25 protein-coding genes are annotated in these 23898 nt (G+C 43.4%); 1 reads left to right on the plus strand and 24 read right to left on the minus strand.

Going from position 1 to position 23898, the window contains the following annotated elements:
- Positions 1-23: 23 nt before the first annotated feature.
- From QUA99_RS08810 to QUA99_RS08835, 6 genes are all read right to left on the minus strand, one after another.
- Entirely contained in the window at positions 24-659 is a 636-nt protein-coding gene (locus QUA99_RS08810) for a Uma2 family endonuclease (RefSeq protein ID WP_333235697.1), read from the minus strand.
- A 72-nt stretch (positions 660-731) separates the two neighbouring features.
- A complete protein-coding gene (locus QUA99_RS08815; RefSeq protein WP_333235695.1) occupies positions 732-1085 on the minus strand; it encodes a DUF86 domain-containing protein in 354 nt (117 codons plus the stop codon).
- Positions 1072-1419, minus strand: coding sequence for a nucleotidyltransferase domain-containing protein (locus QUA99_RS08820; protein ID WP_333235694.1), 348 nt, complete (start codon positions 1417-1419; stop codon positions 1072-1074). The genes QUA99_RS08815 and QUA99_RS08820 overlap by 14 nt, the downstream gene beginning before the upstream one ends.
- Before the next feature lie 47 nt (positions 1420-1466).
- Positions 1467-1802 carry a XisI protein gene (locus QUA99_RS08825; protein ID WP_333235693.1) on the minus strand — a complete coding sequence of 112 codons (336 nt, stop codon included), beginning with the start codon at positions 1800-1802 and terminating at the stop codon, positions 1467-1469.
- A 114-nt stretch (positions 1803-1916) separates the two neighbouring features.
- Positions 1917-2051 carry a GxxExxY protein gene (locus QUA99_RS08830; RefSeq protein WP_333235692.1) on the minus strand — a complete coding sequence of 45 codons (135 nt, stop codon included), beginning with the start codon at positions 2049-2051 and terminating at the stop codon, positions 1917-1919.
- 244 nt (positions 2052-2295) lie between these two features.
- Positions 2296-9798 (minus strand): SpvB/TcaC N-terminal domain-containing protein, encoded by a 7503-nt coding sequence (locus QUA99_RS08835; RefSeq protein WP_333235691.1) that lies wholly within the window; start codon positions 9796-9798, stop codon positions 2296-2298.
- Positions 9799-10200: 402 nt separating this feature from the next.
- On the opposite strand from QUA99_RS08835, the gene QUA99_RS08840 reads away from it, so the two are divergent.
- Positions 10201-10731 (plus strand): dCMP deaminase family protein, encoded by a 531-nt coding sequence (locus QUA99_RS08840; protein ID WP_333235690.1) that lies wholly within the window; start codon positions 10201-10203, stop codon positions 10729-10731.
- A gap of 439 nt (positions 10732-11170) precedes the next feature.
- Here the strand turns inward: QUA99_RS08840 and QUA99_RS08845 are convergent, their stop codons facing one another.
- The 18 genes from QUA99_RS08845 to QUA99_RS08930 form a co-directional block, all read right to left on the minus strand.
- On the minus strand, positions 11171-11530 hold the full coding sequence (locus QUA99_RS08845; RefSeq protein WP_333235689.1) for a hypothetical protein: 360 nt from the start codon (positions 11528-11530) through the stop codon (positions 11171-11173).
- Positions 11531-11614: 84 nt separating this feature from the next.
- Complete coding sequence (locus QUA99_RS08850; protein WP_333235688.1) at positions 11615-11866, minus strand: hypothetical protein; 252 nt, start codon at positions 11864-11866, stop codon at positions 11615-11617.
- A gap of 30 nt (positions 11867-11896) precedes the next feature.
- Positions 11897-12232 (minus strand): hypothetical protein, encoded by a 336-nt coding sequence (locus tag QUA99_RS08855; protein ID WP_333235687.1) that lies wholly within the window; start codon positions 12230-12232, stop codon positions 11897-11899.
- A gap of 38 nt (positions 12233-12270) precedes the next feature.
- Positions 12271-12627, minus strand: a complete 357-nt coding sequence (locus QUA99_RS08860; protein WP_333235686.1) for a hypothetical protein — start codon at positions 12625-12627, stop codon at positions 12271-12273.
- 956 nt (positions 12628-13583) lie between these two features.
- Entirely contained in the window at positions 13584-14540 is a 957-nt protein-coding gene (locus QUA99_RS08865; protein ID WP_333235684.1) for a phage Gp37/Gp68 family protein, read from the minus strand.
- Positions 14541-14593: 53 nt separating this feature from the next.
- Positions 14594-15322, minus strand: coding sequence for an HNH endonuclease signature motif containing protein (locus QUA99_RS08870; RefSeq protein ID WP_333235683.1), 729 nt, complete (start codon positions 15320-15322; stop codon positions 14594-14596).
- Positions 15323-15729: 407 nt separating this feature from the next.
- Positions 15730-16488: a hypothetical protein gene (locus QUA99_RS08875; RefSeq protein ID WP_333235682.1), complete on the minus strand. Its 759-nt coding sequence runs from the start codon at positions 16486-16488 to the stop codon at positions 15730-15732.
- Between the two features lie 112 nt (positions 16489-16600).
- On the minus strand, positions 16601-17248 hold the full coding sequence (locus tag QUA99_RS08880) for an HNH endonuclease (RefSeq protein ID WP_333235681.1): 648 nt from the start codon (positions 17246-17248) through the stop codon (positions 16601-16603).
- 228 nt (positions 17249-17476) lie between these two features.
- Positions 17477-17932, minus strand: a complete 456-nt coding sequence (locus tag QUA99_RS08885; protein ID WP_333235680.1) for a hypothetical protein — start codon at positions 17930-17932, stop codon at positions 17477-17479.
- An 82-nt stretch (positions 17933-18014) separates the two neighbouring features.
- Entirely contained in the window at positions 18015-18503 is a 489-nt protein-coding gene (locus QUA99_RS08890; protein ID WP_333235679.1) for a hypothetical protein, read from the minus strand.
- A 93-nt stretch (positions 18504-18596) separates the two neighbouring features.
- A complete protein-coding gene (locus QUA99_RS08895; RefSeq protein WP_333235677.1) occupies positions 18597-18848 on the minus strand; it encodes a hypothetical protein in 252 nt (83 codons plus the stop codon).
- A gap of 28 nt (positions 18849-18876) precedes the next feature.
- A complete protein-coding gene (locus QUA99_RS08900; RefSeq protein WP_333235676.1) occupies positions 18877-19158 on the minus strand; it encodes a hypothetical protein in 282 nt (93 codons plus the stop codon).
- A gap of 74 nt (positions 19159-19232) precedes the next feature.
- Positions 19233-19832, minus strand: coding sequence for an SLOG family protein (locus QUA99_RS08905; RefSeq protein ID WP_333235675.1), 600 nt, complete (start codon positions 19830-19832; stop codon positions 19233-19235).
- 72 nt (positions 19833-19904) lie between these two features.
- Positions 19905-20510 carry an alpha-ketoglutarate-dependent dioxygenase AlkB gene (locus tag QUA99_RS08910; protein ID WP_333235674.1) on the minus strand — a complete coding sequence of 202 codons (606 nt, stop codon included), beginning with the start codon at positions 20508-20510 and terminating at the stop codon, positions 19905-19907.
- Between the two features lie 43 nt (positions 20511-20553).
- Positions 20554-22080, minus strand: coding sequence for a phospholipase D-like domain-containing protein (locus QUA99_RS08915; RefSeq protein WP_333235673.1), 1527 nt, complete (start codon positions 22078-22080; stop codon positions 20554-20556).
- A gap of 86 nt (positions 22081-22166) precedes the next feature.
- Positions 22167-22676 (minus strand): hypothetical protein, encoded by a 510-nt coding sequence (locus QUA99_RS08920; RefSeq protein ID WP_333235672.1) that lies wholly within the window; start codon positions 22674-22676, stop codon positions 22167-22169.
- A gap of 169 nt (positions 22677-22845) precedes the next feature.
- On the minus strand, positions 22846-23145 hold the full coding sequence (locus QUA99_RS08925; RefSeq protein ID WP_333235671.1) for a hypothetical protein: 300 nt from the start codon (positions 23143-23145) through the stop codon (positions 22846-22848).
- 153 nt (positions 23146-23298) lie between these two features.
- Positions 23299-23835 carry a hypothetical protein gene (locus tag QUA99_RS08930; RefSeq protein WP_333235670.1) on the minus strand — a complete coding sequence of 179 codons (537 nt, stop codon included), beginning with the start codon at positions 23833-23835 and terminating at the stop codon, positions 23299-23301.
- Positions 23836-23898: the final 63 nt, after the last annotated feature.

Raw genomic sequence — 23898 nt, forward strand, 5'->3', positions numbered from 1 at the left:
CCTTGGGAAATTTTAATATTGGATTAGTTTGAGGTTAAAGGGCGATCGGCATCATCTTCTAGATTATCTTCAGGAAAAACAACATCTTCATACAGCAGAGAAATCGGACAGCGGAAATCAACGCTAGTTAACTCAACTTCTAGTTCTGTGTCGCTGGTTGCAGTTGTTTCCAGTGAATAAGCCGTGAGTTCCCATTTGCCTTTCTCATTGATGCGGTAACATTCCACATTCAGGCGATCGGCTTCAATCAGAACGTATTCTTTTAAAGTTTCAATTTGACGGTAATGTTTGAATTTTTTGCCGCGATCGAATGCTTCTGTACCGGGAGATAGCACTTCGACAATTAAACAGGGATGATAAATAACTTTGCGGGCAGTGCGATCGCGCAAATCGCAACTTACCATAACATCTGGATAGTGAAATGGTCCGTTTTCCGAAACTCCCACTTTGGCATCTGCCATGAAGACTTTACAGCCTTTACCCCGCAAGTGATTTTTGAGTCCGGAGGCTAGGTTCAATGCAATAGAGTTATGGGGCAGAATTCCCCCAGTCATAGCAAAGACTTCCCCATTCATGTATTCATATTTAATGGGTTGTTTTTCTTCCCATTCCAAATACTCTTGGGGAGTCATGAATTGAAATTTAGCTTGAGCGATCATGTGAAATATCTCCTATTAACTGAGAAATTAAGTTGATGCTTTTTTAGAGAAATGAGCGATCGCACTTTTAAACTATTCATTTTCCCTTTCATTAGAATGAGGGAGTAATGGTTCAAGCAATGCGAGGAGTTCTGGAATATCACTTTGAATCACATCCCATAGGGTGTCGAGGTTAACTCGATCGTAATGATGGGTGAGAATATCTCTCATTCCAGCAATATCTCGCCAGGGAACTTCAGGATGCTGGTTCCGAAATTCGGCTGAGAGTCGCTTAACAGCTTCTCCCATGACAATGACTTGATAAAAGATAGGAAATTGCTTTTCTTCATCGATCGCCAATGCAGATTTATAGAGTCCCTCAGCAAATCGCAAAACTCGTCGTACAGCGTTGGCGATATCTAGTAATGAAGCCTTATCCCTGCTCATAAATCACCTGTGCTGTGTCAATAATTTCGTGGCGGCGAATCCAATTTTCACTGGTTTCGATCGATTGTTTGAGAGCAATATCCACTGGTCGCCCAAAGCGTGTTTCCAGTTCGTGTTTAATTTTGGCAAGAGTTAACAATCCCTGGCGGGCATTGGGTGCAAATTTTACGAGAATGTCAATGTCGCTATCGACTTGAAAGTCTTCGCGCAAAACCGAACCAAATAGCGCCATTTCTACAATTTGCCACTGCTGACAAAATGTAGAAATTTCGATTAGGGAGAGTCCTAAGCGTTGTTTGATTTTGGGATTGCGATCGGCTAGTATTTTTGGCATTACTCTTATTTGGTTATTTTTCGGTAATTTGGTGTGTAACGCATTTCTCAAGCAACTCCATACCCTGTATATGGACGCTTGTAAGGTGGATGCAATCCAAGTATAATGTCTTCTTTAGCAACGCCCATTTCCAGCAATTCTTGACCGATATCGATGCCAGTTGCATTGTGCTGAAGCCAGATTGGGTCATCTTTGATATCGAAGTGCAGAACGGTATAATAAATTCGCTCTAGTCCTTTCCAACCCACTCGCATGAGTTGATAGCGATCGCGTACAGGACCGAAAAATAGCTCGTTTTCTACATCTTCGTTGCGGGATTTAAATTGACTGTGCTTTTCCAACAGGGTTTGGATGCAAGACCGATAGCGCTCTAATTTATCCATTGGATGACCTCCTCGGTTATGGGTTCGTAAACAATAAGTTTGAGTTGATGTCGGGCGATCGCTCATGATGTCAGTACCTCATCTAAAATATCGATCGCCTGCCCAAAATATCGGCTATCGCACTAATTGTTCTAGCTCGATCGCTAAACAACGTTGGTAGATAACTTCCTGAAATCCGGGTCCCATTTTGTTGTGAACTTTCATGGAGCATCCAATGATTTTGTAGGTGAGTTCGTTTCCGGGAGGCATAGAGGTTATTTCTTTTCGTCTGTATCAGGATTAGTGGGATTTCAGAATTTTCAGGATGGGCGTTCTAGTTTTCCTCCGGTTCTCGAAATCCTGATTCATCCTAAAATTCTGAAAATCCTGAGACTCTTGGGGAGTCATGAATTAAGATTGTAGTTGAGCAATCATTTGAAATGTCTCCTATTAATAGTCTCCTTGAATTAAATATAAGCACTACCTACCCTCACTAGCTATCATAAAAATCTAATTAGTTACTCTTTTTCTCTTCCTTCCCTGACTGGGTTTGTAAATACAACAGTACTGAGGCTGCAAGCGATGTTACAGCAGTTTTTGCAGTACCTGCGCCAAGAACAGTAACGGTGGCACCTGTTCCAGCAGTAGTAGCGGCAGTAGGCGCAATTGCAGCCGTCGTTGTTCCTGCTACTCCCAAGCCTAGTGCAGATTCCAACATTAACGATGCTCCTATGGCACCACCTGCAAATCCAACACTAAATGCAGCGTTCTTGGCGATTTTCATCGCTATATCAAGTCGATTTTCCATTATAAGTTGTGATCCTGCCGTCTGATAGGGTTTTGTGCTCAAGAGGTTTTTTGTATTTTGCACTTGTTCCTGCTCTTCGTTCGGGCGTCTTCTTCGACCACTTAAATCGTAGACAATTAGTCCAGGGATGCTTGCCCCATTATTATCTTTCGCTAAAGAGATGTTAATTGTGGCTTCATACTCTCCATTTCTGATTGTAATAGGATCGAAAAGCTGCGGAGTCAACTTATCTGCACTATTAAGTACAGTTCCAATTTTGGGTTGGGATACAACGTAATCGCCCACTTTTTTTGGAAAATGTTCTGTATAATGATCGACTTCCGAAACATATTCCTGATACTTACTTGGGTTTCGTGGTTTCAGCTCATAAAGATGAGCTTGATTTGCACCTTTCACTTTAGGATCGGGAATAAACAATGCGAGATCTACACTTCCTGGATTTTGGCTGTTAGGATTTTTGGAACCATCGGGCAATGTTTCTACTTCCGTAGCATTGGAAATGCCTAATGCTTGCAGACGCGCTGACATAGTTTTCAACACAATAGAATGAATCAACGTACCAAAATCGCTTCGATTTGGCGGCATGAAAGAGCCTCCCGGTGGTGGTGTTTTTTTTTCATCTGTCCCATCTGGATCAATAAGTCTGCATGGATTATTCAGCACGTATGAGTAGAGGTTTCGTGGTTGGGGTAAGTCTACTGGATCGCAACTCGTCCACTTCCCCAACCACGGCGCATAATACCGCGCCCCATGATAATAAAGCCCCGTTTCCTCATCCCGTTCTTTCCCCGTATATCGATACCGCTTTGCTGCCGCTTTAATACTCTTATTCACCGCCTGATACGACGTACTACCGTAGGGATAATACTCCTCATAGGAAATGACATTAGCCTTATCATCCAATTCCAAACTAGCCGAACCAAGATGATTACCAAACTGACACCGAATCAATTGTGCAGGCGATTCATCATCGGGATTAGTAATAGTCTTAGTCTCCACCAACGCAATCCGCTGCCGATCATCCATAACGTGCAGCGTCTCGCGCTCTAATTTAATGTCATTCCCATTACTCTCAAACTCCCGATAAACCTCAAACCCACCCAGATAAATCCGCTCATTTTTGGGCCTCCCATTTTGCCGTTCAGTAACTTTACGAACCCTCTCTCCACTAACATCATAAACATAGAAAGTCGTCTCCGGCACTTTCTCAGGTGGCGGTATATCATTCACAGCCTGCCGCGAAGTCACACTCAACTCATCCTTGTAATTCCACTGCATCAGCATCAAGTGAGGCATACTCGTCATATTGCCGTGAGCATCGTAGGTGTAAGGTTCAGTCTTTACCCCCACATTCGTGCTACTCAAGCGATTGCTCGTTTTAGCAGGTTCAATTAAACTCGCTTCGTTATAAGCATAAACACGAGTCCAATTCCCATTCGCCGCCTGATGAATTAACTTCTCAAAATTACCAACAGCATCATAAAAATATTGTTCGGTATAGTTCCGCATCGCCTGTCCCTCATTAAGGTGCGGCAAACTCACACGAAACTCGTCATTCCAGGTGGTTTCTGGTTGCCCGATTTGTCCAATATGCTCCCGTCCCGTTGCCTCAATCAGTCGGTAAATTGCATCGTAAATATAATCGCATTGCGGCAATACAACCTGTCCCTTGAAAAAGATTATTTGCTGGGCATCATCCTGAATCCGGGTAATATTGCCAACAGGGTCATAAGTATAAAACAAGTCTTGGAATACCGCACCACCCCGCGTGGTTTTAAGATGAGTTAGACGGAAGGTTTTTTCGTCATAGGTATACTCAGTTTTTGCCCCATTTTCATATTCAATATTCGTGCGCTGTCCCTTGGCGTTGTAGTCGATATTCGTGACAGTATGAAAATTAGCTGATTGCGGAATGAGTAATGCTATTGGCTCAGCCGTTTCTCCCAGCCAAACATCCATCCGTTCCAATAAATTCGCCTCATTGTAACCAGGACGGATGATATTGAGTTTCGTATTCTGCTTGCTACTATGGGGTGCAACTAACTGAATTGGTCGATTTAACGCATCATAACGGGTACTGCTGCTAAAGATTTCAGTTTCTAAAACGGGATTGCCCGACCAATTAGGAATTTTTGTGTAATCCTTCACCAATTGACGCTTGCTGCGTTCTAGATTTCCCTTAAAGTCGAATTCTACATTCGTGGCAACACCAGCACTATCAAAATGCTGATAAATCCTGCCGCGATGGTTTTTGACATCGCCTTGTGCTTCACCATAAACCGTCTTTTCTGTCAGGATTTCCGGCTCATTACCAGCCTTGACAAACAATTGAGTTGGACGCAATAACTCATCATAAATAGTACGCAGAATATGGTTGCGACTATCCCACATCCGAATGGGCTTGCCTGCCACATTGTTGAGCATCCAGCGATCGCCTGCTTCCATACTAGACTGGTAAATGCGATCGCCCAGCATATCATAGTCATATTTCATCACCAGGCGATCGAGAGCATCCGTTACCGCACGCTGATTCCCCTCGATGTCCAACTCAACATGAGTGCGATATTTCCGATCATTGCCATTAGCATCTTGTCCGTTATCCGCAATGGTTAAAAATGTGCGTCCTAGCGTGTCTAAATACGCAATAGAGGGAGTATCAGCGTGTTTTGATGCTTTTTGGGCTGCGCTTTTCTCATCAGTCTCTAGTGCCTCATTAATCCGCTGTTGATACCAAGTCGGCAAATAATCCTCATCGGGCAATTTCCTAAAAAATGCACTCACATCGCGATCGGTTTTGGGGTCAAATGTCACCGTATCGTTAACATCGTAAGTTTTTTGCTGCCACGGGTCAAAAACGACTTTTTCCCAGGTATGATTCGGATGCAGCGTCGCAACAACGCGCTCAACCGGGTCGTAAAACAGCGTGCTACTAACCCCATGTTTTTCTATACCGAATTTGTGCGTAGGACTGAAAAACGGCTCGTATTGCTTGACTGGTTTACCCTTATTGTTGTAGATTGTCGCTCCAGTTCCCACCCAACGCGGATTTAGGATGGGTGAATTCGGTACACTTAAATCGAGGGAACCCGGTTCTGCCTGAACTTTAGTTTGTGCTTCGCGTCCAAAACCATCGGAATAAACGAAACTCAGTTGAACTTTAGATTGTTGTCCTGTATTTAAGTCATTAATATGGGTTTCGCGAACAATAGATGCGGCACAAACAGGAGTATGATTCAAGTCATAAATAATCCGCGTCGTTGCCGTTCCCAGGTGTTGTACTGCCAATGAATGTGGGTCGTTAGTATCAAAGAAAGCCTTAATTTCATCGTCGGTGAGGTCAGCTTTAAAGTTCGCAAATGTATCTCCTTTGTTCTCACTTTCCTTACCCATAATGGCTGTAGCAACCACCATCCCCAAAGCATCAAATTTCGCTTGCGATCGATTACCGTTTGGATCGGTAATTTGTTCTGGTTGCAGGGTGCGGTAATTGTTCTGAATTGCGATCGTATTATTGAGCGGATCGATCGTTTGAATAACAGATAAGTGATATTTGTCGTAGGTACTGGTATAAACATTACCAAACGGGTCTTTGATTTTAACAGGTAAATAGAACTGATTCGGCTCAAACGCCTGCCGACCCGATGGAATCCACCAGCCACCATCTTGATCTACGTATTTCCCTTCATTACTTAGTAGCGCATTTAGCTCGCTAGAGGTTAGCTTACTGCTATAAACCCGAGCTAAAAGTCCCGATGTAAATGCCAATTTAAAGCTTTCACAAGGCAATGCCAGAGAGTCAATTCGCCCCAGTGGTAACGGGGTTGGATCGGTGGTGTTGGCTTCGCTGTCTTTGCGATAAAGTGTTCTCACGCGCTCAATCAACCGCTTTTGCACAGTGCCGGATGTAGTAATTGCTTCGTAAGCTATTTCGCTGGCTGTTAATAATTGGGTACGGATAAAGTCTAGTGAGAATGGAATTGTAGAATTTAAACCAGTAATTTCGTAGGTGCGCGTCTCAATTGGCACACCAATCCGATACCAATCTATTTCGTCAGGTTTATTAGTAACTTGATTTTCGGTGTAGGTAAAGAGTGTTTTTGCTTGTTCTGGATAGGCTGGTGTGCGGCGAGGATAGGCGATCGCTACTGACTTTAACCCATTGCCAAACTCATCTACCTCTAGCGTCATCGCATGGGTGACACGCGGATCGTTGGGATTACGTTCGTAGTGATAATCGATAGTTTCGCGATCGTGAGCGAAGAAAACAGCATGGTGGTTCGTTTGCAGTGCTTGTTCTAATCGAATCTCGTAATTTCGTTCGGAAACACTATAAGGATGGGATTGTTTCTCTGAACCATCTATGGCATAGATTTCTTGCCGGAGGATTCGGCCTTTGAGCGATCGACATGCTTCCCTTTCTTCTTGTGCTGTTAATCCAGCCGGTAAAATCGTGTCAGGCAGCAGCGAAGCCTCAAATTTCGCGTCAATTATCTTTCGTTGTGCCTCAGTTGCATCGGGGGGTATTTGATACTGGGGTTCTCGATAGTATTCCCGATCGGCAAAGAAACTGGAAATCTGTTCGCGATCGACATAAACTCCAGTGTGAAACCAAGTCTTAGTATGCACGGGCGGTACAAAAGAAGCTGCATCCAGATTTTTACTATCGGATGTAGTGTCTCCAGGCCCAATTGTGCCAATCTCTTCCGTGTCCCATTGTTCCACCATACCAAAACCGCGAAACTCTCGTTCTACACCGTCAAAATAGCCGTGATGGTAGGCATAGCGAGTCACGAAGCGATTGCCAGAGATGCGATCGTAAGTTTCCGCTCGTTCCACCACATGGACAGGAAAAGGTAACTTCGTAATCCAGGGTTTACCCGCACATTTATCTTGCAAATAAAACTTAGTAGAAGGCGCATACTGGACAACCGTTTCTGCACCCATATTATTGACTGTTTTGATTAACAAGTGCGGCTTTTGTCCGCCCATCAAGTCGATATAGCGCATCACACTAGGCGCACTTCCAGGCAATGGTGAAGACCACACCAAACAAGCCGTTCCATTTCCTAACAAGTCAATTGTCGTGACTGAAACTGCATTATCTATCGCCGGAAAACTGCTCAAAACACGCTTTATCGCCCAACTATTGCCCGACTGGTTGAAATAAACCTGAACGCCTTCCCCACTCAGATAGAGAATATCTGTAGTGCCAGAACCATCAATATCTGCTAACAGAATCCGGCGTTGATTAAAGATATTCTGTGCATCAAACCAAGGCGCATTATCCATCGTTACCTTAGTGCCAAATCGCCCGTATCCCAGATTTGCCCAGTAACAGACTTCACCATTGCGAATTCGCACAATATCTGTCAGTCCATCCCCCGACATATCCGCCAGATAAATTGACTGGGTGCTGTCTGCAAATACGACTCGCGGGCCTTTTTCCTCATCCCAGGGTTGATACACCCGTTCCGCCACATCAAACCCATCCTCTGCCAGTGATGAATGCCAAACAAAACAATTATCTTCTGTAATTAGTATGTCGCTATGTCCGTCGCCATTCAGGTCAATAAATTTCAAATTCGGGTTATCCCAATCCAGATTGGGTAAAGCTTTAAAATCAACAAATGATTCCCAATCTTCGTTGTGAGTCCGTTCGTAAAAACCGGGATTAGGGCTGCGTAAAGTTACCAAATCGAGTTGACCATCTCCTGCTAAGTCAAGAAACTGTGCGCCATTGTTTAAACCAGTTGCAGGTTTACTAACGACTAACTCAACAGGGGCAAAATGTGCTTCAATATGCTTATAGCCATTTGTTATGACGGTGTTAATTGGGCTGATATTGCGCTTATAAAACCATCCATTACCTTGCTCTGTTAAAATTCCCGATAATCCTTCTCCATCCAAATCTACCCACTGATATCGCGTACCATCTATCCCTTGGGGCAGATTTTCCAAACTGACACGATCGACTTCCCGTACCCTTTCATCAATATGGGCTTCGCTGTAAGTAAATTCCAAAGGAGGCAAGGATTTCTGAATATACCCACCTGACTGATTTCGTTTGTATCCTGTCTGTTTTACTGAAAGTAATAATGAGTAAATAGGATTGCGAACATCGGTGGGGTTTTCTTCGTAACAATAAGTAAAGTCAGTCGATCGCACTAAACAATCCTTCCCCACGCTTTCTTCTTTTGGGAAGTGATGGAACATCAGCACGCGCTGGCAAAGACGATACGTGCGAACTTCAAACCCTGCCCGATAGGATGAAAAGGGATCGTTACGAACAGTCCAAACTCCTGAATCATTCGGTTGGGGATAGGTGTGATCGTGTTCTCCATAGTCAAACACTACCTCAAACATCCAAGCCAGATTTTCATCTAATTTTCGAGGCGTTTGGTTTCCGTATTGGATGCGCTTTAGGTAGCGATTGGTCGAGCGACTCTCTGGAGTCCGATTCCGTTCATGTACATTTGCTAGGCTAATTCCCGCTGAATCTTCCGATTTATATTCATAGCGAATAGCATTACCTTTATCATCATAAGTTTCGCAAATTAACCAGCTAAAAATATGGGTTGAATCGCTGCCATCGACAATCCGACTTTTGGCAGTTTTGCCATACAGTGTGGTGATATTGTCCTTGGAGAGTGATCGCCAATGGACTTCTCCTGAATCTACACTTGTCCAGCGTTCAATCCGAGCAAACAACCCCTCAATGCGCGGGCGATAGCGCTGGATGCGATAATTTACACCATTGACTGTTTTTTGTGGCAGTGTCTCTCGCACCCATTGACCATTTGTATTCTTTACAAGAACTGGAACGAGATCTTCTGCACCAGAAAGAATGAAAACATCGGACTCTTCTTCATCCCAGTAGCGGGGTAAACCCTTGTCCGTCTTGCGTGTAATTGAGGGCAGCGATAGATTCCAACCCAAACCAAATATGCCATTACCAGCACCAGAATCGTAGGATAGAGACAACTGTGGCCCAAATCCCGATCGACTGGGACTGGTAGCAATCGGAACCGACATGGAGCCCGTACCCGTCAGCGGGTTAGCGGCAAATTTCTCACCCATCCCTTTAATCGCTCCTCCCCCTTTGGGCAATGACACAGCAGACGGTGGAGTGTAATAACTCTTGTCTGTGCCTTTATCACTTTGTCCAAAGGAAGACGACGGCTGATCGGCAGCGGAGGATTGTTCGTTCATAAAGGCCACTCGCTAGGGAGAAACGGTGTGCTGTTTCAGGCTACCCGAACTCGAACTATTTAGTTATGAAGAAAAGCTATGCGGAATCCTCAAATCGAGACTCTTCTTTAGTTTCTAATGCTTATTTCGGAGGATCTCTAAAAATGAAACAAATCGTTACTGGATCAAGTAAGGAGATTTGCAAAACTGGACAGGATATAAAGAAATGTAAAAATTTTCACTTACTTTCAGAAGTGCTTTGGCAATCAAGAAGTTCTGGAGATTGAGAATTAACAAGCTTAAGCTGCACCACATTTTCTTATGAGATTGGAGCAGGCTTAGCACAAATTTTGTGTTGAAATGACATCTTTAATAAAAATTAACGGTTTGGTTCTATAAGGAAAGAAGAAAATGGACACTTGAATGTTATGGAATGAATATTTTATGATGTTGGCGCGAATGACAGCGAGTCGATCGACGTGTCTAGCGCCGTCAGTAGGCGCGGTCATCGTCAAAAATAAGCAAGTGCTGGCGATGGGATACAACGGCGCGCCATCGGGTTCGAGACATTGCACAGATCAAGGTTTCTGTTACGAAAGTTTGAGTAGTTGCAGTGCCAGCAAAACTTTGCTATCAAGGGCGGTTCATGCGGAAGCTTCGGCGATAGGTCAGGCAGCTCAACATGGAATCTCCACGCTCGGCTCTAGTATTTACGTGACTCTGGAGCCGTACATTTCTTGTTTGAAATTAGTGATAGCTGCGGGCATCCGGCAAATTTATTACGAAACCTCCTTGATCACCGACGAAAATGCTGAGTTAAGAGACTCTTTTGTTGTCGAAGGTCTGATCAATCTTCAGCAAGTGGTTCTGCCACCGTTATCTGTTCAGAAACTTTCAGCGCTCTATCCCATTTTCCCTGATTCTTCGTTTGAACTATTGGTTAATCCACAGTAAAATTTTGTGGCTGTTGCGATCAATTGTTGTGATGGCACTACGCGCCCCGCAAGCTACGGCGGGTTCGGAAACTGTTGGGTAAATCAGGAGGTCTTGCGCGTAAGAATCGTGTGTGTACACATTGAAATCTGCGGCTTTGAAGCGTTTTTCCCACAGTTTTTGCATTACGAACAAATGAAAAAGGGGAGCCACTGGCAACTCCGCAGTTGGAAAGGAAAATAAAATCATGATAGCCAAATTTTAACACTGATTTTTGCTGGTTCTGGTTAACAAAAAGCAGTTTGTAGATGGATACGCTACAGTCGCTCGTTCCATCGGTTGATTGCTCATGGGTCGATTAAATTGATTGGTCAATCGTAACTTGCGGGGCGCGTAGCGCCATCGCACAGAAAAAGAAACAAAAACAGGAACAATTGACTGTTGCTGTTTCTGTCAGAAGCTAAACTCGGATAATGCGGATACGATTTGGTGACATTCGCTTCAAGTTGGCTCGAACTCCGCGACTTTTGCCGTCGTAGACCGCAAGCATATAATTAGCCTGTTTGCTCATTAAGATGTCCTGAGCCGGATACCGACCGACAAAGACAAGCGGGTATCCAAAACTGAGATTGCTGCCAGTTTCATAAACCGTGACGTTGGGATACTGCAAAATTGTCAAAAAGGTGAGGGCGAGTTTGTCAAACCCGCGATAGTTGCCGATTAGGATTTCGACCTCTAGTTTGGTGATGTTGTGAATCTTTGTCCACATTTCATTGTTCATCTTCTGCAAATATTCGGTTCCGGTAAGAAAGACTTTCATTTAAGATATAATTAGGTTTGTGTTTTCAGCTAACTAATTGACTGTTACAAGCGCGATGTAACAGTCACTTTTTCTGCCAATTTTCTAGATTCTTTTGAGAAGCATGGCAATTCGATCGTATCGATCGGAGTGGTAACCGCTGTCAAAAATCCCAAACCGCTTATCAGAGTAGTCAATGCCGAGTACAGAGATAACGCAGTAGTGGTTGTAATAAGGGAATAATACTGAGCCTAAATATGGCTCAATATATTCCGTTTCAAACAAAACTTTAGCTGTCAGTTTTTCATACTGTTGCTGGCTGTTTTGTCCCAAAAGTTCTAAAGTCTGAGTGTTCATTCGTCAACGGTTAGCTAAAAGGCTGCCACTCTACAGCGAAGCACCACGACTGTAATAATTCAGTCGCTTCACTTTTGTTAATTCTTTGATCGACCACATCTGAGCTAACCGTTGACCGATTTCGTCATAAGTTTCCGCCGACTTAGCATAATCAAACCCCTGGCTTTTTTCTGCAATAGAACAGGTGTTGCGGTAGTAGCGAAAAAGTCTTTCTAGCTCTGGTGCAATATTCTGTCTGTCCCAACGTAGTCGGTTAGCTAATCTAAGTGCTGGTCGATCGTATGGAATAGCTGAGGGATGTATGAAAGAATAAGAGGAAGGTTCTGAGCCTGAATTGTCGATTTTTGTGAGATAGCGTAGTGACATATTACTTATCCAAAAAGTCACTACCCTACAGCGAAGCACTACCCACATCCACGACTGTAATAATCCATTTTCCTTACTTCTGTCACTTCTTCGATCGGCCACATCTTCGCTAAAATTGTGCCAATCTTCTCGTATTTATCCGCAGAATTCTCCGAATAAACTCCGTAGCCTTCTCCGACATACTCTTCATGGCAATGAGGTGTTAGAAAGATATAACACCTATGGCGATAGTAGGGGGACAATCCACCCAATTCCGGCTCAATATTTTCTCTTTCCCAGCGAAGTTTAGCTGTTAAGTTGGTAAATGTTGAGACTGGATTAAAGTCAGATGTAGGATTAGAAGAAGGCTCGGGTTCAGGGAACTTTTCATTTTTATTGGGAATGCGAATCGGCATATTATTTGTCCAAAACTTACAACTTTACAGCGAAGCAAAACCAAACTAATTTTCTAGTAACCACTTATGAATGACACTTACCTCATAGTCTGACATTTGGTTTTTTAAGCAGATTTTATGCTTTTCATCTAAATGGCAGAGACTACGGTAAGCCCGCAAACTATCTGTGGTTTCGACGTAAATTAAGTGAATCGATGTCGCTACGCGACCCGCAAGCTACGAGAGTATTTGCGGTTGTAGTCGTTGTAAGAGTCACCGCTATTGAATCCGCAAACTTTGGTGAGGCGCAACTTAAAAGCCATTAGACTGCCGGGTGTGATTATGATATTGCCGTTCTTGTTTTCGTTGGCGTTCCTGATCGACATGGCAGGGAACGCAAACACATTCAACTTCTAAATGGTTGACGGCATCGTAGCCCTTGTAGTGGTCATATTCATGCTGTCGTAGCTTGCGGGGCGGTACGCCATCGGGTCCTAAATGACCGCAATCGACACAGGGTATATTACGTGCGCGGGCTAATTTATTACTTGCGACTGCGTAATTTACACGGTTGCGGGCTTGGTTCTTGTCGCCGTCCCTGCTAGGTTTAGCGGGAAAGCCTCGGGATTTACGCTGGTCGATGCGCTACGCGCCCGCAAGCTACGGAACTGGGTGATACCTTTGTCGATCGAACGATTGCCGACAACTTCTGCAACGGTTGTCTTTGCCGTCGCGCGAACTGGCATCCTGATTAAAGAGCCTGACCTGTACCCAAGTTTGACAAGAGAAACACCATTTCAAACCAGACTTAACGTTTTGCTGATATTGTTCAGCAGAAATTCCAAGTTTGGCAGCAGCAATTTTTACTCCACCAAGTTTAGTGAGTACCATATTTTTCTAGATTGTTGAGTAGATTGCACGACAGTTAGACAGCAATGAACCACTGCGGATAGGACACCGCAGCGGACAGCAGAGCATTAGGAATAGAGGGAAGGAGCTAGTGTAGGAAACTGACGAATTCTTAAATCTTGGGGAAATTCATCGATCGTTCCACCTTTCTTATCTTTGAGCTTCAGTTTTTGGTAAGTGGCGACAACTCCGTGGATATAGCAGGCAGTCTGAATGGGATTAGAGCCAAGTTGTTTGACAAAGATTGCCACATCAGACGCTCTTTGACATTGATTGACCATGAATCGAATCCAGTCAAGCTCACAGCCACGCGCACCGGGCCCGGATTCACCGCCAATAATTACTTGGTCGATCGAAGAAAGCCAAGTAGACTGCTCACCATCTGAGTTAGTGAAAGTTTGGTCCAGGCTGACGCATTCTAGTAAAGGCTCACAGCTCAGAAAGAGTTTTGTTGCTGGGGTTTGTAGCAGGTGAGGGATTCGATCGTTAGCAGTTTTTTGGTTTTCGACCGTAGTGCCTACCCAGATATTAGGCAAAAAGCTGGTACTGACCATTTTCTCCAAGCTATCCAAAAGAATCCCTAAGTTAGGGTATTTTTGAGTAGGGAATGTTTTAGAGTCACTGTCAATTAATTGATAGATTCTTTCCCAGGGATTGTTTTGAAAATACTCCCGCATTTGCTCCGGGCGTTTAGTGAGTATTTGAAATGTGTGATGTGATGCGATCGCCATTACTGCAAAAATCTTGTCCAACCATTCATCTTTGACATTTGCGTGAAAGATGTCCGACATCGAACAGACAAACACTTTTTTTGGTGATCGCCATGACAGCGGTTTAAGTAATTGGTTTTCGACAAATTCGATCGTACCGTCCCAGTCGCTGACTTTTTGATATTGAGGAAACTGCTGTAACCTTGCAGATTTAGCAGCTTCAGCAGCATAACATCGACTGCATCCAGCACTTATTTTTGAGCATCCCACTAAGGGGTTCCACGTTTCGTCAGTCCAAGAAATTAAAGTTGGCATACGATTTTCTCCCAAATTAATGCAACGAAGTTAGTAAACTCCGTTGCGTGGTTTTATTTTTTGAAATGGTGTCCCGATTTGTATTTGCGTGTGCGACCATAACTATCAAATTGGTTGAATTGTTCACCGCATCCGCAAGCACAATTAATCAATGGATTAGATAGGTAAAAATGATCGTATTGTGCTTGACAATATTTGGCTCCTTTGATTTTGGTGATTTTCTGCTGATTTATAAGACTGGGCATTATTTTATGGATAGCAGAAACTGGATATCCTAATGCCGATGATATTTCCTTGACAGTTACCAAACGATCACCGATAAAGTCGAGAATAGGCTCAAAATCAGTCTTTGAATTGTTATGACCGTTCATGTAAGTTCTTTGTCTTCCCCAAATATCAAATTTTGCCAATGTTTCACCACATCCACAAGCACATTTGATTAACTTGTTTTCTTGATTTGGAAGTTTTCTGCTTGAGTTTCTAATTCTGTGTGCAAGTCTGTGTTCTGCAATCGTCAAGACTTCTAAATTTTCGGGTCGGTTATCCGTTTTGTCACCGTTTATGTGGTGAACGTGTTCTAAGGATGTAATTAACCTTCCTATTTTCTCGGATGCGACTAAGCGATGCTCGTAAGCGTAGCCTCTTGAGTCTGACAATGGATGCGATCGCTCTACTCTAATCAAGACGTATCCGTTAGAGGCAATTGACCTGCCTCCCTTCCACATATTATTTTGTTCACCTTTACGTCCAGGTAAACGCTTCAAATCTGGTATACTTGTCATCACAGACCTACTCTATTAGGTTTGTCATGCCCCAGAGTGTTATCAGCACTGCTGGGGCAAACTATTAACATTTTAACAGTTTTAGGTCTATTTGTTAATAGTTTAAGCTGAAAAATCGAAACTTTGAAGCGAAGCATTATTGTTACTGCTTTGATTTTTTGCTATCTTGCACAGGCAGGACTAATTTTTCTGCACCAATGTCCGCCGTGTTTGCCGTCGGGTTTTACTAAATGGATGGGGTTGGCTGTGATGTCAGTCCACTGAATATTGCTCATATTTCTACCTTTGATAGCGTTCGCGGTGTCGAGTAGATCGAGTGTCGAGTAGTCAATCCGACCATCTCAAAATGGATGAGAGATGATCGAGTTGAGAATAATGAGCGAGGATTACTCCCCGCCCATTACCGATTATTTGCCTTTAAGTTGCTGTTGCTTTACGGGCTGTTGTACTTCAATGATTTCACCGCCATTGCCAGATGCAATAGCCGTGGGAGAAGATGAAGCAGAACCCAAACACATTGCCTGATTTTCAATGAGTCGAGGATCGACACAGTGAACAATGCCTTTTTGGTCATCTTCAAAAATCATACGGGCAGCTTTGACCGCAGCTTCTTCAAAAGGATTTGCGATCGGTCGAGTGGTGATGGCTAAGTAGTAGTAAGTGCCATAATTGCCCTCACTTTGCATCATCTGGAAACGGAAAATGTTCGAGAAATAAGCGTCAGATGCTTTGCTGAGGGCATATTCGTTGGGGTCGCCTTGCATTCCTTCAGCAACCCAAGAATTGAACGCTTCCCGACCAAAATGTTCGATTACGCCTTTCATCTTGTCCTGAGATTGACGGTGGATGAGAAAGGTGCTTAACTCAGAGCATTTTTCATGAAAATGAGTCTTCATTCCCCCGGCGACTGGGATTCCCCAGACTTCGGTAAATTGCTCATTTTCATAGTGAGGCTTGAAAGTCAGCGTTTTCTGTCCGATCGCGCAAATTGCCATCTCAACAAAATCGCCACGGGTCAAGCCAGCTTTCTCGGCTTTGCTGCTGTTCATTCCTTTGGTATCGCCAGTGACGAACATTCCGAATTCACGGGAACAATTGGCGCGATATCGACTAGGAATGGTAGGAATGCGAAAAGCGAATCCATCTATCAGAATTGGGTTTTCCATTTTCGTTTTGGTTGTGGTTGAGTTTTTGGTTTAGTTTCAGGTTTTGTTTCATTGAAGTTCCTTTGACCAAGAAAATCAAAGGAACTCAAAACTTAACAGCGAAGCATTACTATCACTCTAGATTTACATGAGTCCAAGTTTTATTTTGGTTAATAGCTGCGATCGTCGATTTCCCGACACCGTATAATTCACCAATTTTACTTGCACTCATTCCTTCATAAAGTAACTTTTTGATGTGCTTTACTTTCGTTTCATCAAGCTTTGCGTTAACTCGTCTTGTGTTTATTTTAGCTCCAATTCCTTCAACATGACTCCAGATTTTACCTGTGTTAATACCAGAAATTAGAGATGGATAAACCCCAAATTTTTCAGCAATTTGTCGAGTTGTAAGTTTACCTTCAGCTAACAAATCTCGAATTTCTTCAACTTGAGATTCCATAAGCTTAGAAATACCTACAGCCGACCCTTTTGCTTGACGGTTCTTCTGCTGTCGATCGGCTATATTATCAACCTGAGAAGCTAAGAAAAGATGGTCAGGATTGATGCAGAGTCCATTGTCGCAAGTATGACAAACGCACATCTTTTCAGGAATTACACCTTTGTAAGCTTCATAAGCTGCACGGGAAAGTTGATGATGCTTACCGTTGATGATAATCTTGGGTCTGCTGCCTGCACCTTTGTAGTCAGTTATCCAGCAGCCGTCCTTTGAAATGATGTGAAGCTCGATTCGTTGCTTGACTGTCAAACCGCGAGTAGTCATAGCATCACCGAAAATTCCTTACTGCAATTTGCTCTGTAACGGCTAGGAATGGTGGGAATCCTGAATGCGAATCCGTCAATAATAATTGGGTTATCCATGATTTTGTTTCTGGTTAAGTTTGTGGTTTGTTTCTGTTTCTGTTTTTGTTTATGGTTGAGTTTTTTTCACTAAAAAGTAAAAAAAACTCAATATCTTTCAGCGAAGCACTACCTTGGCTTTAGATTTATTTTAAGGCTTTAGGTAGTGAACATAAACTGCTAATCCTGGCACTTTATGTTCAGTTTTATTGAGTGCGATTGCCCGCTGTTTTTCTAACATTTCTAAGTACGGAGAACTGAGAAGCGCTTCATGTTTTGTTTCTGCTTCAGCAAGCATTTCTTTCAAATCATTAATGTAAGCTTGACTGTTTTCGATAGGGATTGCATTCGATCGACATAATTTATCGTATTCACGGCTGATATCCTCATCAAGCCGAACGACACTAACGTTTTGGTCATCGTAGCGAGTGCGGAGTTGGATAACGATTTTTGCATTGTCGTCGTTATAAACTACGTTTTTGCGAGATTTGTTAGACTCAATAATCTCGAAAGCTTCAAGAATAGCATCAGGTTCGATCGCTTCAGCTTCAACTTTTAATCTTTCAATTTGATTGCGAATTTCGGCAAGTCTTTTGAGATGTTCCATGATACAATTGTTGTGTGGAAATACCTGAAACTGAATCAAAAGCGGCTAGTCCTACGCTAACCGCTTTTTCTGTGTTGATTTGCTACCAACTAAGAGCGTTTACCGCTGCTTGTTCTGGAGTGCCAGTAAACTGGTCTTCAAGGCTAGAATTATCAAATAATCCAGCTTCATGAGCAACGCCGATTTCTTCGTACACAGATTCTGGATCGTACTCTCTAAAGTCTGTTGCTTCTTGCAAATCATCAAACGGCAGATGTCGATCGAAATGCTTGAAATCCTGGTTGAGGAACCATTCAGGTTGCATCTCGATCGACTCAAGATGATTCTCAATCCATTTGAGGAAGGCAAACTTAACTTGGTCAGGAGTGAATAAACTGCACTGCTGACAATCCAAGTCCTGAAGCCGATCGACGATTTCATTCAGATTGATAAGTTTGCCGATCGCTTCTAGAAGCATCCGATCTGCTATTTTCTCAGGAATTAGAGTCTCAACAGTTTCACAATCAAGATTAGAATTGATTGCTAATTGTTGAACAGTTTGTGATAGAGTAGTGGAAGATGGAATAGACATATTTGTTACCTTTGACAGAGTAATAGAGTAGGAATCAGTACCCCCCGGCGAAGCCTTCACGAGGGGTACTTTTTGTTTTCCTTTTTTCTAAGTTCACAGAGAAGGCAAATTAACTCGGAAAACCTTAGCTTCAGATTCAACGACATGGTAAATATCGTTGCTTATGTGTTCGACTTTGGTTTTAAACCAACGCACAAACGCTAATTTGACATCAGAATCGTCGTACATCTGACAGTCGCAGATGCAGCGAAATTTAAGCGTTTGTACGATCGATTCAACATCGACTATCTTTTCAAGTTTTGAAAGATAGTCGATATCTTCTTCTGACCAAGTTTGCTGTTGCATTCAGAAACAGAAACGGAACATCACTCCCTCACAGCGAAGCAATATTTGTTTCTGTTTCTGGTATTGTTTCTGATATTTCTGATTCTGGGGGATTGGCTAGAGCATAAGAATTGAGAAGATGAAGGAGACTGGCAGCAGCGACAGTAGTGTATTTGGTAGTTTGCGGTCGGTCAGTCTGGTCAATTCGCTTGATCAAATAGGAGCCGTCAGAGATGCGATCGCAACTGGTAATATCTCCACGTTCGATCGCACTCTTGGCAAGTTTGGCGATACGACCGTGAATATGAGCCATCACTACTTTTTTCTTCATGTTGAGTTTCTGGTTAAGTTTGTGGTTGGTAAGATGTCCCCCTTGATAAGGGGGAGATGCGCGATGAAAAACAACTAGAACAGGCTTAACTGTTGATGAGTAGGTTCAATGATGTGATACTCACCAGAGGGAACGTACTGATAAATGAGCAAATTCTTCTCTTTAGCCAGGTTGAAAGTAGTAGCAGTTCCGCCCCCGATACCATGAGGATCGCCGTTGAAGACAGCTAAGCAGATATCCGATCGCCTGACCATCCAAGCATTCCGAGCCTGCATGACACCTGGACTGTAATTCTTGTAAAGGCAGACTTGATCAGTTGCTTGACTGAGCAATTTCTTGTAATGAGTTTGCTGACGAGGTTTCCACAAAAGATGTTGGTCAGCGCAGGGCAGTACCGCTGTCCATTTCAATTTATGGTAAATGAAAATTTCAGCAGCTACTTGATCTACGCCAAGTGCCATGCCAGTAAAAAACTTTTTGACACCTTGGTTAACTGCCATCATGATAAGTTTGTCGATTTGTATCCTGTAACTTAGACCAATCGAGCGATGCCCGGTAATCATCGCTGTGTTGTATTCTTTTGGCTCAAAAGGTTCAGAGAAATTGTACTGAGTCTCGCGGTTGAGAGTTCGATCGACACGCTGAAGTAACGCTGGAATATTGCTTGCTGACATGAGTTGTTGACCTGAAAAAGAATCAACAACTCACAGCGAAGCATTACTAATTTTCTTGACTTTGACTATTGGCTAATAAACTTGTCGAATGGTCAAGTTTAATCTGCCGTTATTCTTCAGCAAATTTGAGGTTTTGGGGAGAATTCTTTGGACTCCGTGATAGGCTAAACGGCTGTCACCGTGGAGGATAAGGACATCGCCCGATCGTAAGAGAATGCCGTCGAGTGGATCTTTGCGACTGCGGTTGCTGCCGACAACAAAACTGCAATCGTCGCCTAGAGATATTGAAATGATGCAGGGTTTGAGGTTGCGCTCGGTATTATCTTGATGCAAACCTAACTTACTTTTGGCGGTGGCTGGATAAAAGTTGATTAAACAGGTTTCGGGCTGGTAATCACACTCACCAACTAATTTGGCTAAACTTTGAGCAATGTCTATCAACTCTGTCGGCATTGCTGCGAACGGCTGATTATTTACTGGATTGATGGATGAATAACGATAGCCTTTGCGATCGGATAGCCAGCCAACTATTCCGCAACTGGTTTGGCTACAGTTAAATTTTTGACCAGTGGGCATGACAGGAATTGTCATACCCCCATTGACTTTGGCTACATCTCGGATCAGCTCAACGAGATTGTGTTGTTCACAAACAGAAAAATAGTTTTTGAGGTGCAGCATAGGTTTATTCAGATTCAGATAGGAGAAATGACAAATCAAATCCTCAACGCGAAGCGCTGTTCGTGGTTGTTGGTGGAATAAAAAAAAATCTCCAGCGAGGGCTGGAGACTTTTCTACTTGCATTCAGATTTCCGCGAATCCATTTTCTGCTTGATGCGCTGCGGTAAACCGAGAATTGCGCCTTGATAGACTCGATGGCGCTACGCGCCCCGCAAGCTACGAACTCTTGCTCGAATTGAGCGCCGACCGTGGCACTTTCAATCACCAACAGCGTTTCATCGTTTGCACGGTTGGCGGCTTCACTCCAGTTGTGAGAACCGGTGATGACCTTTGTTCCATCTACAACACCGAACTTGTGGTGCAGTCGATCGCCAACAGGAAGTTTTGGCATCCCGACCGTCGCCAGTGGCTGACTCCAGGAATGGTTTTCGACTTCGAGCTGACAGCCTTCAAGCAAGCTAACTCCCATCATGTCCATCGCTTCGCTGTACGGTCGATAAACAAAACTGGAATCAACCAAAGCTCTGATACCGACTCCGGTTCGAGATTTTGTTTCCAGTGTGTCTGCCAACTGCTGGGCAGAAAACACGAACAGCGCCAGATTGACTGACTTGGATGCTGTAGCTAAAGTCCGATCGATTAATCCGTTCGGTGTCTGTTGCCAGGGAGTTTTCGCGGTCGCCGGCGAGAACTGAACCGCGACGGTCGCACCGCCGACTTGAACTCTGGCGATCCTCTCCGAGGGCTGCGCTAACGCACGGCTCGGTTTCTTCACACCAAACTTACTGTCTGGTTTCCCGCCAGGGCCGTCTCCCCACATGAGCACGAATTCCTCACTGAAAACTTTTGCCAGCTCCGGGCTTTGGAGCTTAAGCAGATTATTGGGATTTCCGCGACTCTCAGCGCTTTTGAAATCGCCGTGAATGTCGCTGGTCGTGAAATTTGCTGAAGTGACGATGAGAGTTTTCCCATCAATAATGATGAATTTGTGGTGCATCAATCCACTGCCTTTGCTACCGTCAGCAGTATCATCAATCATTGGGATGCCAGCTTCACGAACGATCGCCATAGCATCACCGCTGGAGATTTCGGCATCGGAGAGGGAACCGTCTTTATCGGTATCTGCAAGGTGAACGAGTTCAGCATAGCGATCGCGCTCTCGCTTGGGCAATGCTGCCACCTGTGAGGGAGAAAGAGCGACGGGACGATTGTAGAGATTCTCGATAATCAACCGAACTTTGATGCCTGAGCGATGACGATGCGCTAAAGCTTGCGCTATCCGAGGCAAGCGAAGTTCCTGAACAGCGACATCGACACTTTCACGGGCGCTGTTGATGGAGTAGACCATTAGCTGTTCCAAATCATGTCCCGATCGCGTGATCTGACGATATGGTTCGGTATAGCTAGAAACTTGAGACTGATTGAAATAAACCTGGAGTGATGGATCTTGAGGTAATGCTTTGATGACTGGAGCTGCGGGAATTTCTTCGGTTGATTTTGGTTTGACGAAGTGACAGGAAGCAAAACCAGCGAGAATTAAAACTGCTAAACCGATAATTTTCTTGTTCATGATTTTTTGGTTGATGAGTAATGTTTTTGTGGGTCTAAAAAAAAATCTCTAGCACCCGCTAGAGATTTTCTTCTGCTTTGGCTTTGCTATTTACAATCCTTATCTTGCTTGATTACAACTTCACCTTGATTGCCATAAGCTCCGCCTCTCACCAAACAAAACTTCTTTCTAGTCCAGGGATGGCTAAAGATGATTGTTCCATGCTGGCCGTAGCTACCACCAATTCCGCTGTTGGTTTCACTACTCCAACTAATCAAGGTTGCTACATTGCTTCCAGCTTTTCCAGCTACTTTCGCATCAATACCTCGAAAAGTAGATTTGATATTAACTCCACTGGGTAATGGTACTTTAGCTCCACAAACTCCGCTCAAACACTCTGCAATTGCTGGTTTATCACCTGTATAAATAGCTACGCTTCTAACTTCGCCATAATTAACAATTGCGTCGTATCTACTTTGCTTCGCTGTTTGAATTAGCTGGACATGAGCTGCTGTTACTTTTGCGTAACCTATCAATCCAGTTCCAGCTAACAAACCAATTGCTGCTAATTCACCAGCGATTACGATCGATACCAAAGATTCAACTAAATTAGCCATGAGAGATACCTAGATAAGGGGATAGTGAGTTGCAAATTTACAACTCACTTTCTTATCGCGAAGCGCCCTCACAAAAAAACTTCGCTTTCTCTTTCTCTTGATTTTAAAGCCCCAATAATATCCATTACAGATACTGAGGCTTTTCTTTGCTATCGCTCGTCACTGACTATTAAAATTCATCAGTTCTATTGCCATTGTTATATTCTTTCTTGTTGGCGTAATACTCCGATCGGATTTGCATCAATTCCTCTGCGCTATATCCCAACTTACCGATAAATACACGGATTTCTGGTAGAAGCATTGAATGAATCTCGTAGGCATCCCAATCACGTTTGAAAACTTCGTACAAATCTAAGCCTTTGAGATCCGTATCATTTTCGGACTTGAACTGTGACCAAGCCATGATCCGAATAGCATCACGCAAAGTAGACGCTTCTTTTTCAGCTTTGGTCAAGATATGAATAGCCATGATAAACCTCTAAGTAAAGTACAGAAAATCTAACTCAATCCCTAATAGCGAAGCCATACAAAACGCTAGATTTCACCATTGCTTCTTTCTTTCACAAACTAAGAAATAAGAGTTAAATACTTTGGATGTAATCCAAAATATTTAACTCTTATTCTACCATTCGTAGCTTGCGGGCGCGTAGCGTATCGGCTCTACCATTTGCGATCTATAACCTTTGGCTTCATTTAATTGCCACAAAACCAAACTAAATCTTTCCTCACTCATAATGCGAGGAACAGAATGGAGTTGCTTACAATTAAACTTCACAATTTCACCATCATTTAACACACAGCTTTTGCCATCAACGACAAATTCTGCAATGCCAATATTCACGGAAACTGCGATCGGTCTGCCATACCCATGATCCCGATGTGGTGCAATCAATCCACAACTGCCACCTCTTGCTGGACCATGATAAGTCAACAAACCTATATTACTGCCGGGGTAGATCCGTTGACAAAAGTCATATAACCTCTGGTCAAAATATCCGGCAGTAACTTGCCCATTGCCAAGATGAACTTTATTAAATAACCAAAGTTCTAACCTTTTATTGGTTAAGCTACTATGGCTATATTCCATCTCGCCAACTAAAGCTCTCAAATACTGCTTAAATTCAGGCAGATTTGGGATTACTTTCTTGATCTTTTCCATGATACTAAACTCCTAACGATAATATTTCCTCACCTCCTTATCGCGAAGCGACCCTAAGCAAAA

This window comes from Microcoleus sp. F10-B2, from assembly GCF_036704965.1.
Lineage (GTDB): Bacteria > Cyanobacteriota > Cyanobacteriia > Cyanobacteriales > Microcoleaceae > Microcoleus.

Bases quoted from the DNA above. Each gene is read 5' to 3' on its own strand.
- QUA99_RS08905 (WP_333235675.1), bottom strand. From the start codon at position 19,832: ATGTCAGCAAGCAATATTCCAGCGTTACTTCAGCGTGTCGATCGAACT.
- QUA99_RS08870 (WP_333235683.1), bottom strand. From the start codon at position 15,322: ATGACAAGTATACCAGATTTGAAGCGTTTACCTGGACGTAAAGGTGAA.
- QUA99_RS08825 (WP_333235693.1), bottom strand. From the start codon at position 1,802: ATGGATAAATTAGAGCGCTATCGGTCTTGCATCCAAACCCTGTTGGAA.
- QUA99_RS08910 (WP_333235674.1), bottom strand. From the start codon at position 20,510: ATGCTGCACCTCAAAAACTATTTTTCTGTTTGTGAACAACACAATCTC.
- QUA99_RS08900 (WP_333235676.1), bottom strand. From the start codon at position 19,158: ATGAAGAAAAAAGTAGTGATGGCTCATATTCACGGTCGTATCGCCAAA.
- QUA99_RS08835 (WP_333235691.1), bottom strand. From the start codon at position 9,798: ATGAACGAACAATCCTCCGCTGCCGATCAGCCGTCGTCTTCCTTTGGA.
- QUA99_RS08930 (WP_333235670.1), bottom strand. From the start codon at position 23,835: ATGGAAAAGATCAAGAAAGTAATCCCAAATCTGCCTGAATTTAAGCAG.
- QUA99_RS08860 (WP_333235686.1), bottom strand. From the start codon at position 12,627: ATGCCGATTCGCATTCCCAATAAAAATGAAAAGTTCCCTGAACCCGAG.
- QUA99_RS08920 (WP_333235672.1), bottom strand. From the start codon at position 22,676: ATGGCTAATTTAGTTGAATCTTTGGTATCGATCGTAATCGCTGGTGAA.
- QUA99_RS08895 (WP_333235677.1), bottom strand. From the start codon at position 18,848: ATGCAACAGCAAACTTGGTCAGAAGAAGATATCGACTATCTTTCAAAA.
- QUA99_RS08850 (WP_333235688.1), bottom strand. From the start codon at position 11,866: ATGAACACTCAGACTTTAGAACTTTTGGGACAAAACAGCCAGCAACAG.
- QUA99_RS08875 (WP_333235682.1), bottom strand. From the start codon at position 16,488: ATGGAAAACCCAATTCTGATAGATGGATTCGCTTTTCGCATTCCTACC.
- QUA99_RS08885 (WP_333235680.1), bottom strand. From the start codon at position 17,932: ATGGAACATCTCAAAAGACTTGCCGAAATTCGCAATCAAATTGAAAGA.
- QUA99_RS08880 (WP_333235681.1), bottom strand. From the start codon at position 17,248: ATGACTACTCGCGGTTTGACAGTCAAGCAACGAATCGAGCTTCACATC.
- QUA99_RS08815 (WP_333235695.1), bottom strand. From the start codon at position 1,085: ATGAGCAGGGATAAGGCTTCATTACTAGATATCGCCAACGCTGTACGA.
- QUA99_RS08830 (WP_333235692.1), bottom strand. From the start codon at position 2,051: ATGCCTCCCGGAAACGAACTCACCTACAAAATCATTGGATGCTCCATG.
- QUA99_RS08820 (WP_333235694.1), bottom strand. From the start codon at position 1,419: ATGCCAAAAATACTAGCCGATCGCAATCCCAAAATCAAACAACGCTTA.
- QUA99_RS08840 (WP_333235690.1), top strand. From the start codon at position 10,201: ATGTTATGGAATGAATATTTTATGATGTTGGCGCGAATGACAGCGAGT.
- QUA99_RS08925 (WP_333235671.1), bottom strand. From the start codon at position 23,145: ATGGCTATTCATATCTTGACCAAAGCTGAAAAAGAAGCGTCTACTTTG.
- QUA99_RS08810 (WP_333235697.1), bottom strand. From the start codon at position 659: ATGATCGCTCAAGCTAAATTTCAATTCATGACTCCCCAAGAGTATTTG.
- QUA99_RS08845 (WP_333235689.1), bottom strand. From the start codon at position 11,530: ATGAAAGTCTTTCTTACCGGAACCGAATATTTGCAGAAGATGAACAAT.
- QUA99_RS08855 (WP_333235687.1), bottom strand. From the start codon at position 12,232: ATGTCACTACGCTATCTCACAAAAATCGACAATTCAGGCTCAGAACCT.
- QUA99_RS08890 (WP_333235679.1), bottom strand. From the start codon at position 18,503: ATGTCTATTCCATCTTCCACTACTCTATCACAAACTGTTCAACAATTA.
- QUA99_RS08915 (WP_333235673.1), bottom strand. From the start codon at position 22,080: ATGAACAAGAAAATTATCGGTTTAGCAGTTTTAATTCTCGCTGGTTTT.
- QUA99_RS08865 (WP_333235684.1), bottom strand. From the start codon at position 14,540: ATGCCAACTTTAATTTCTTGGACTGACGAAACGTGGAACCCCTTAGTG.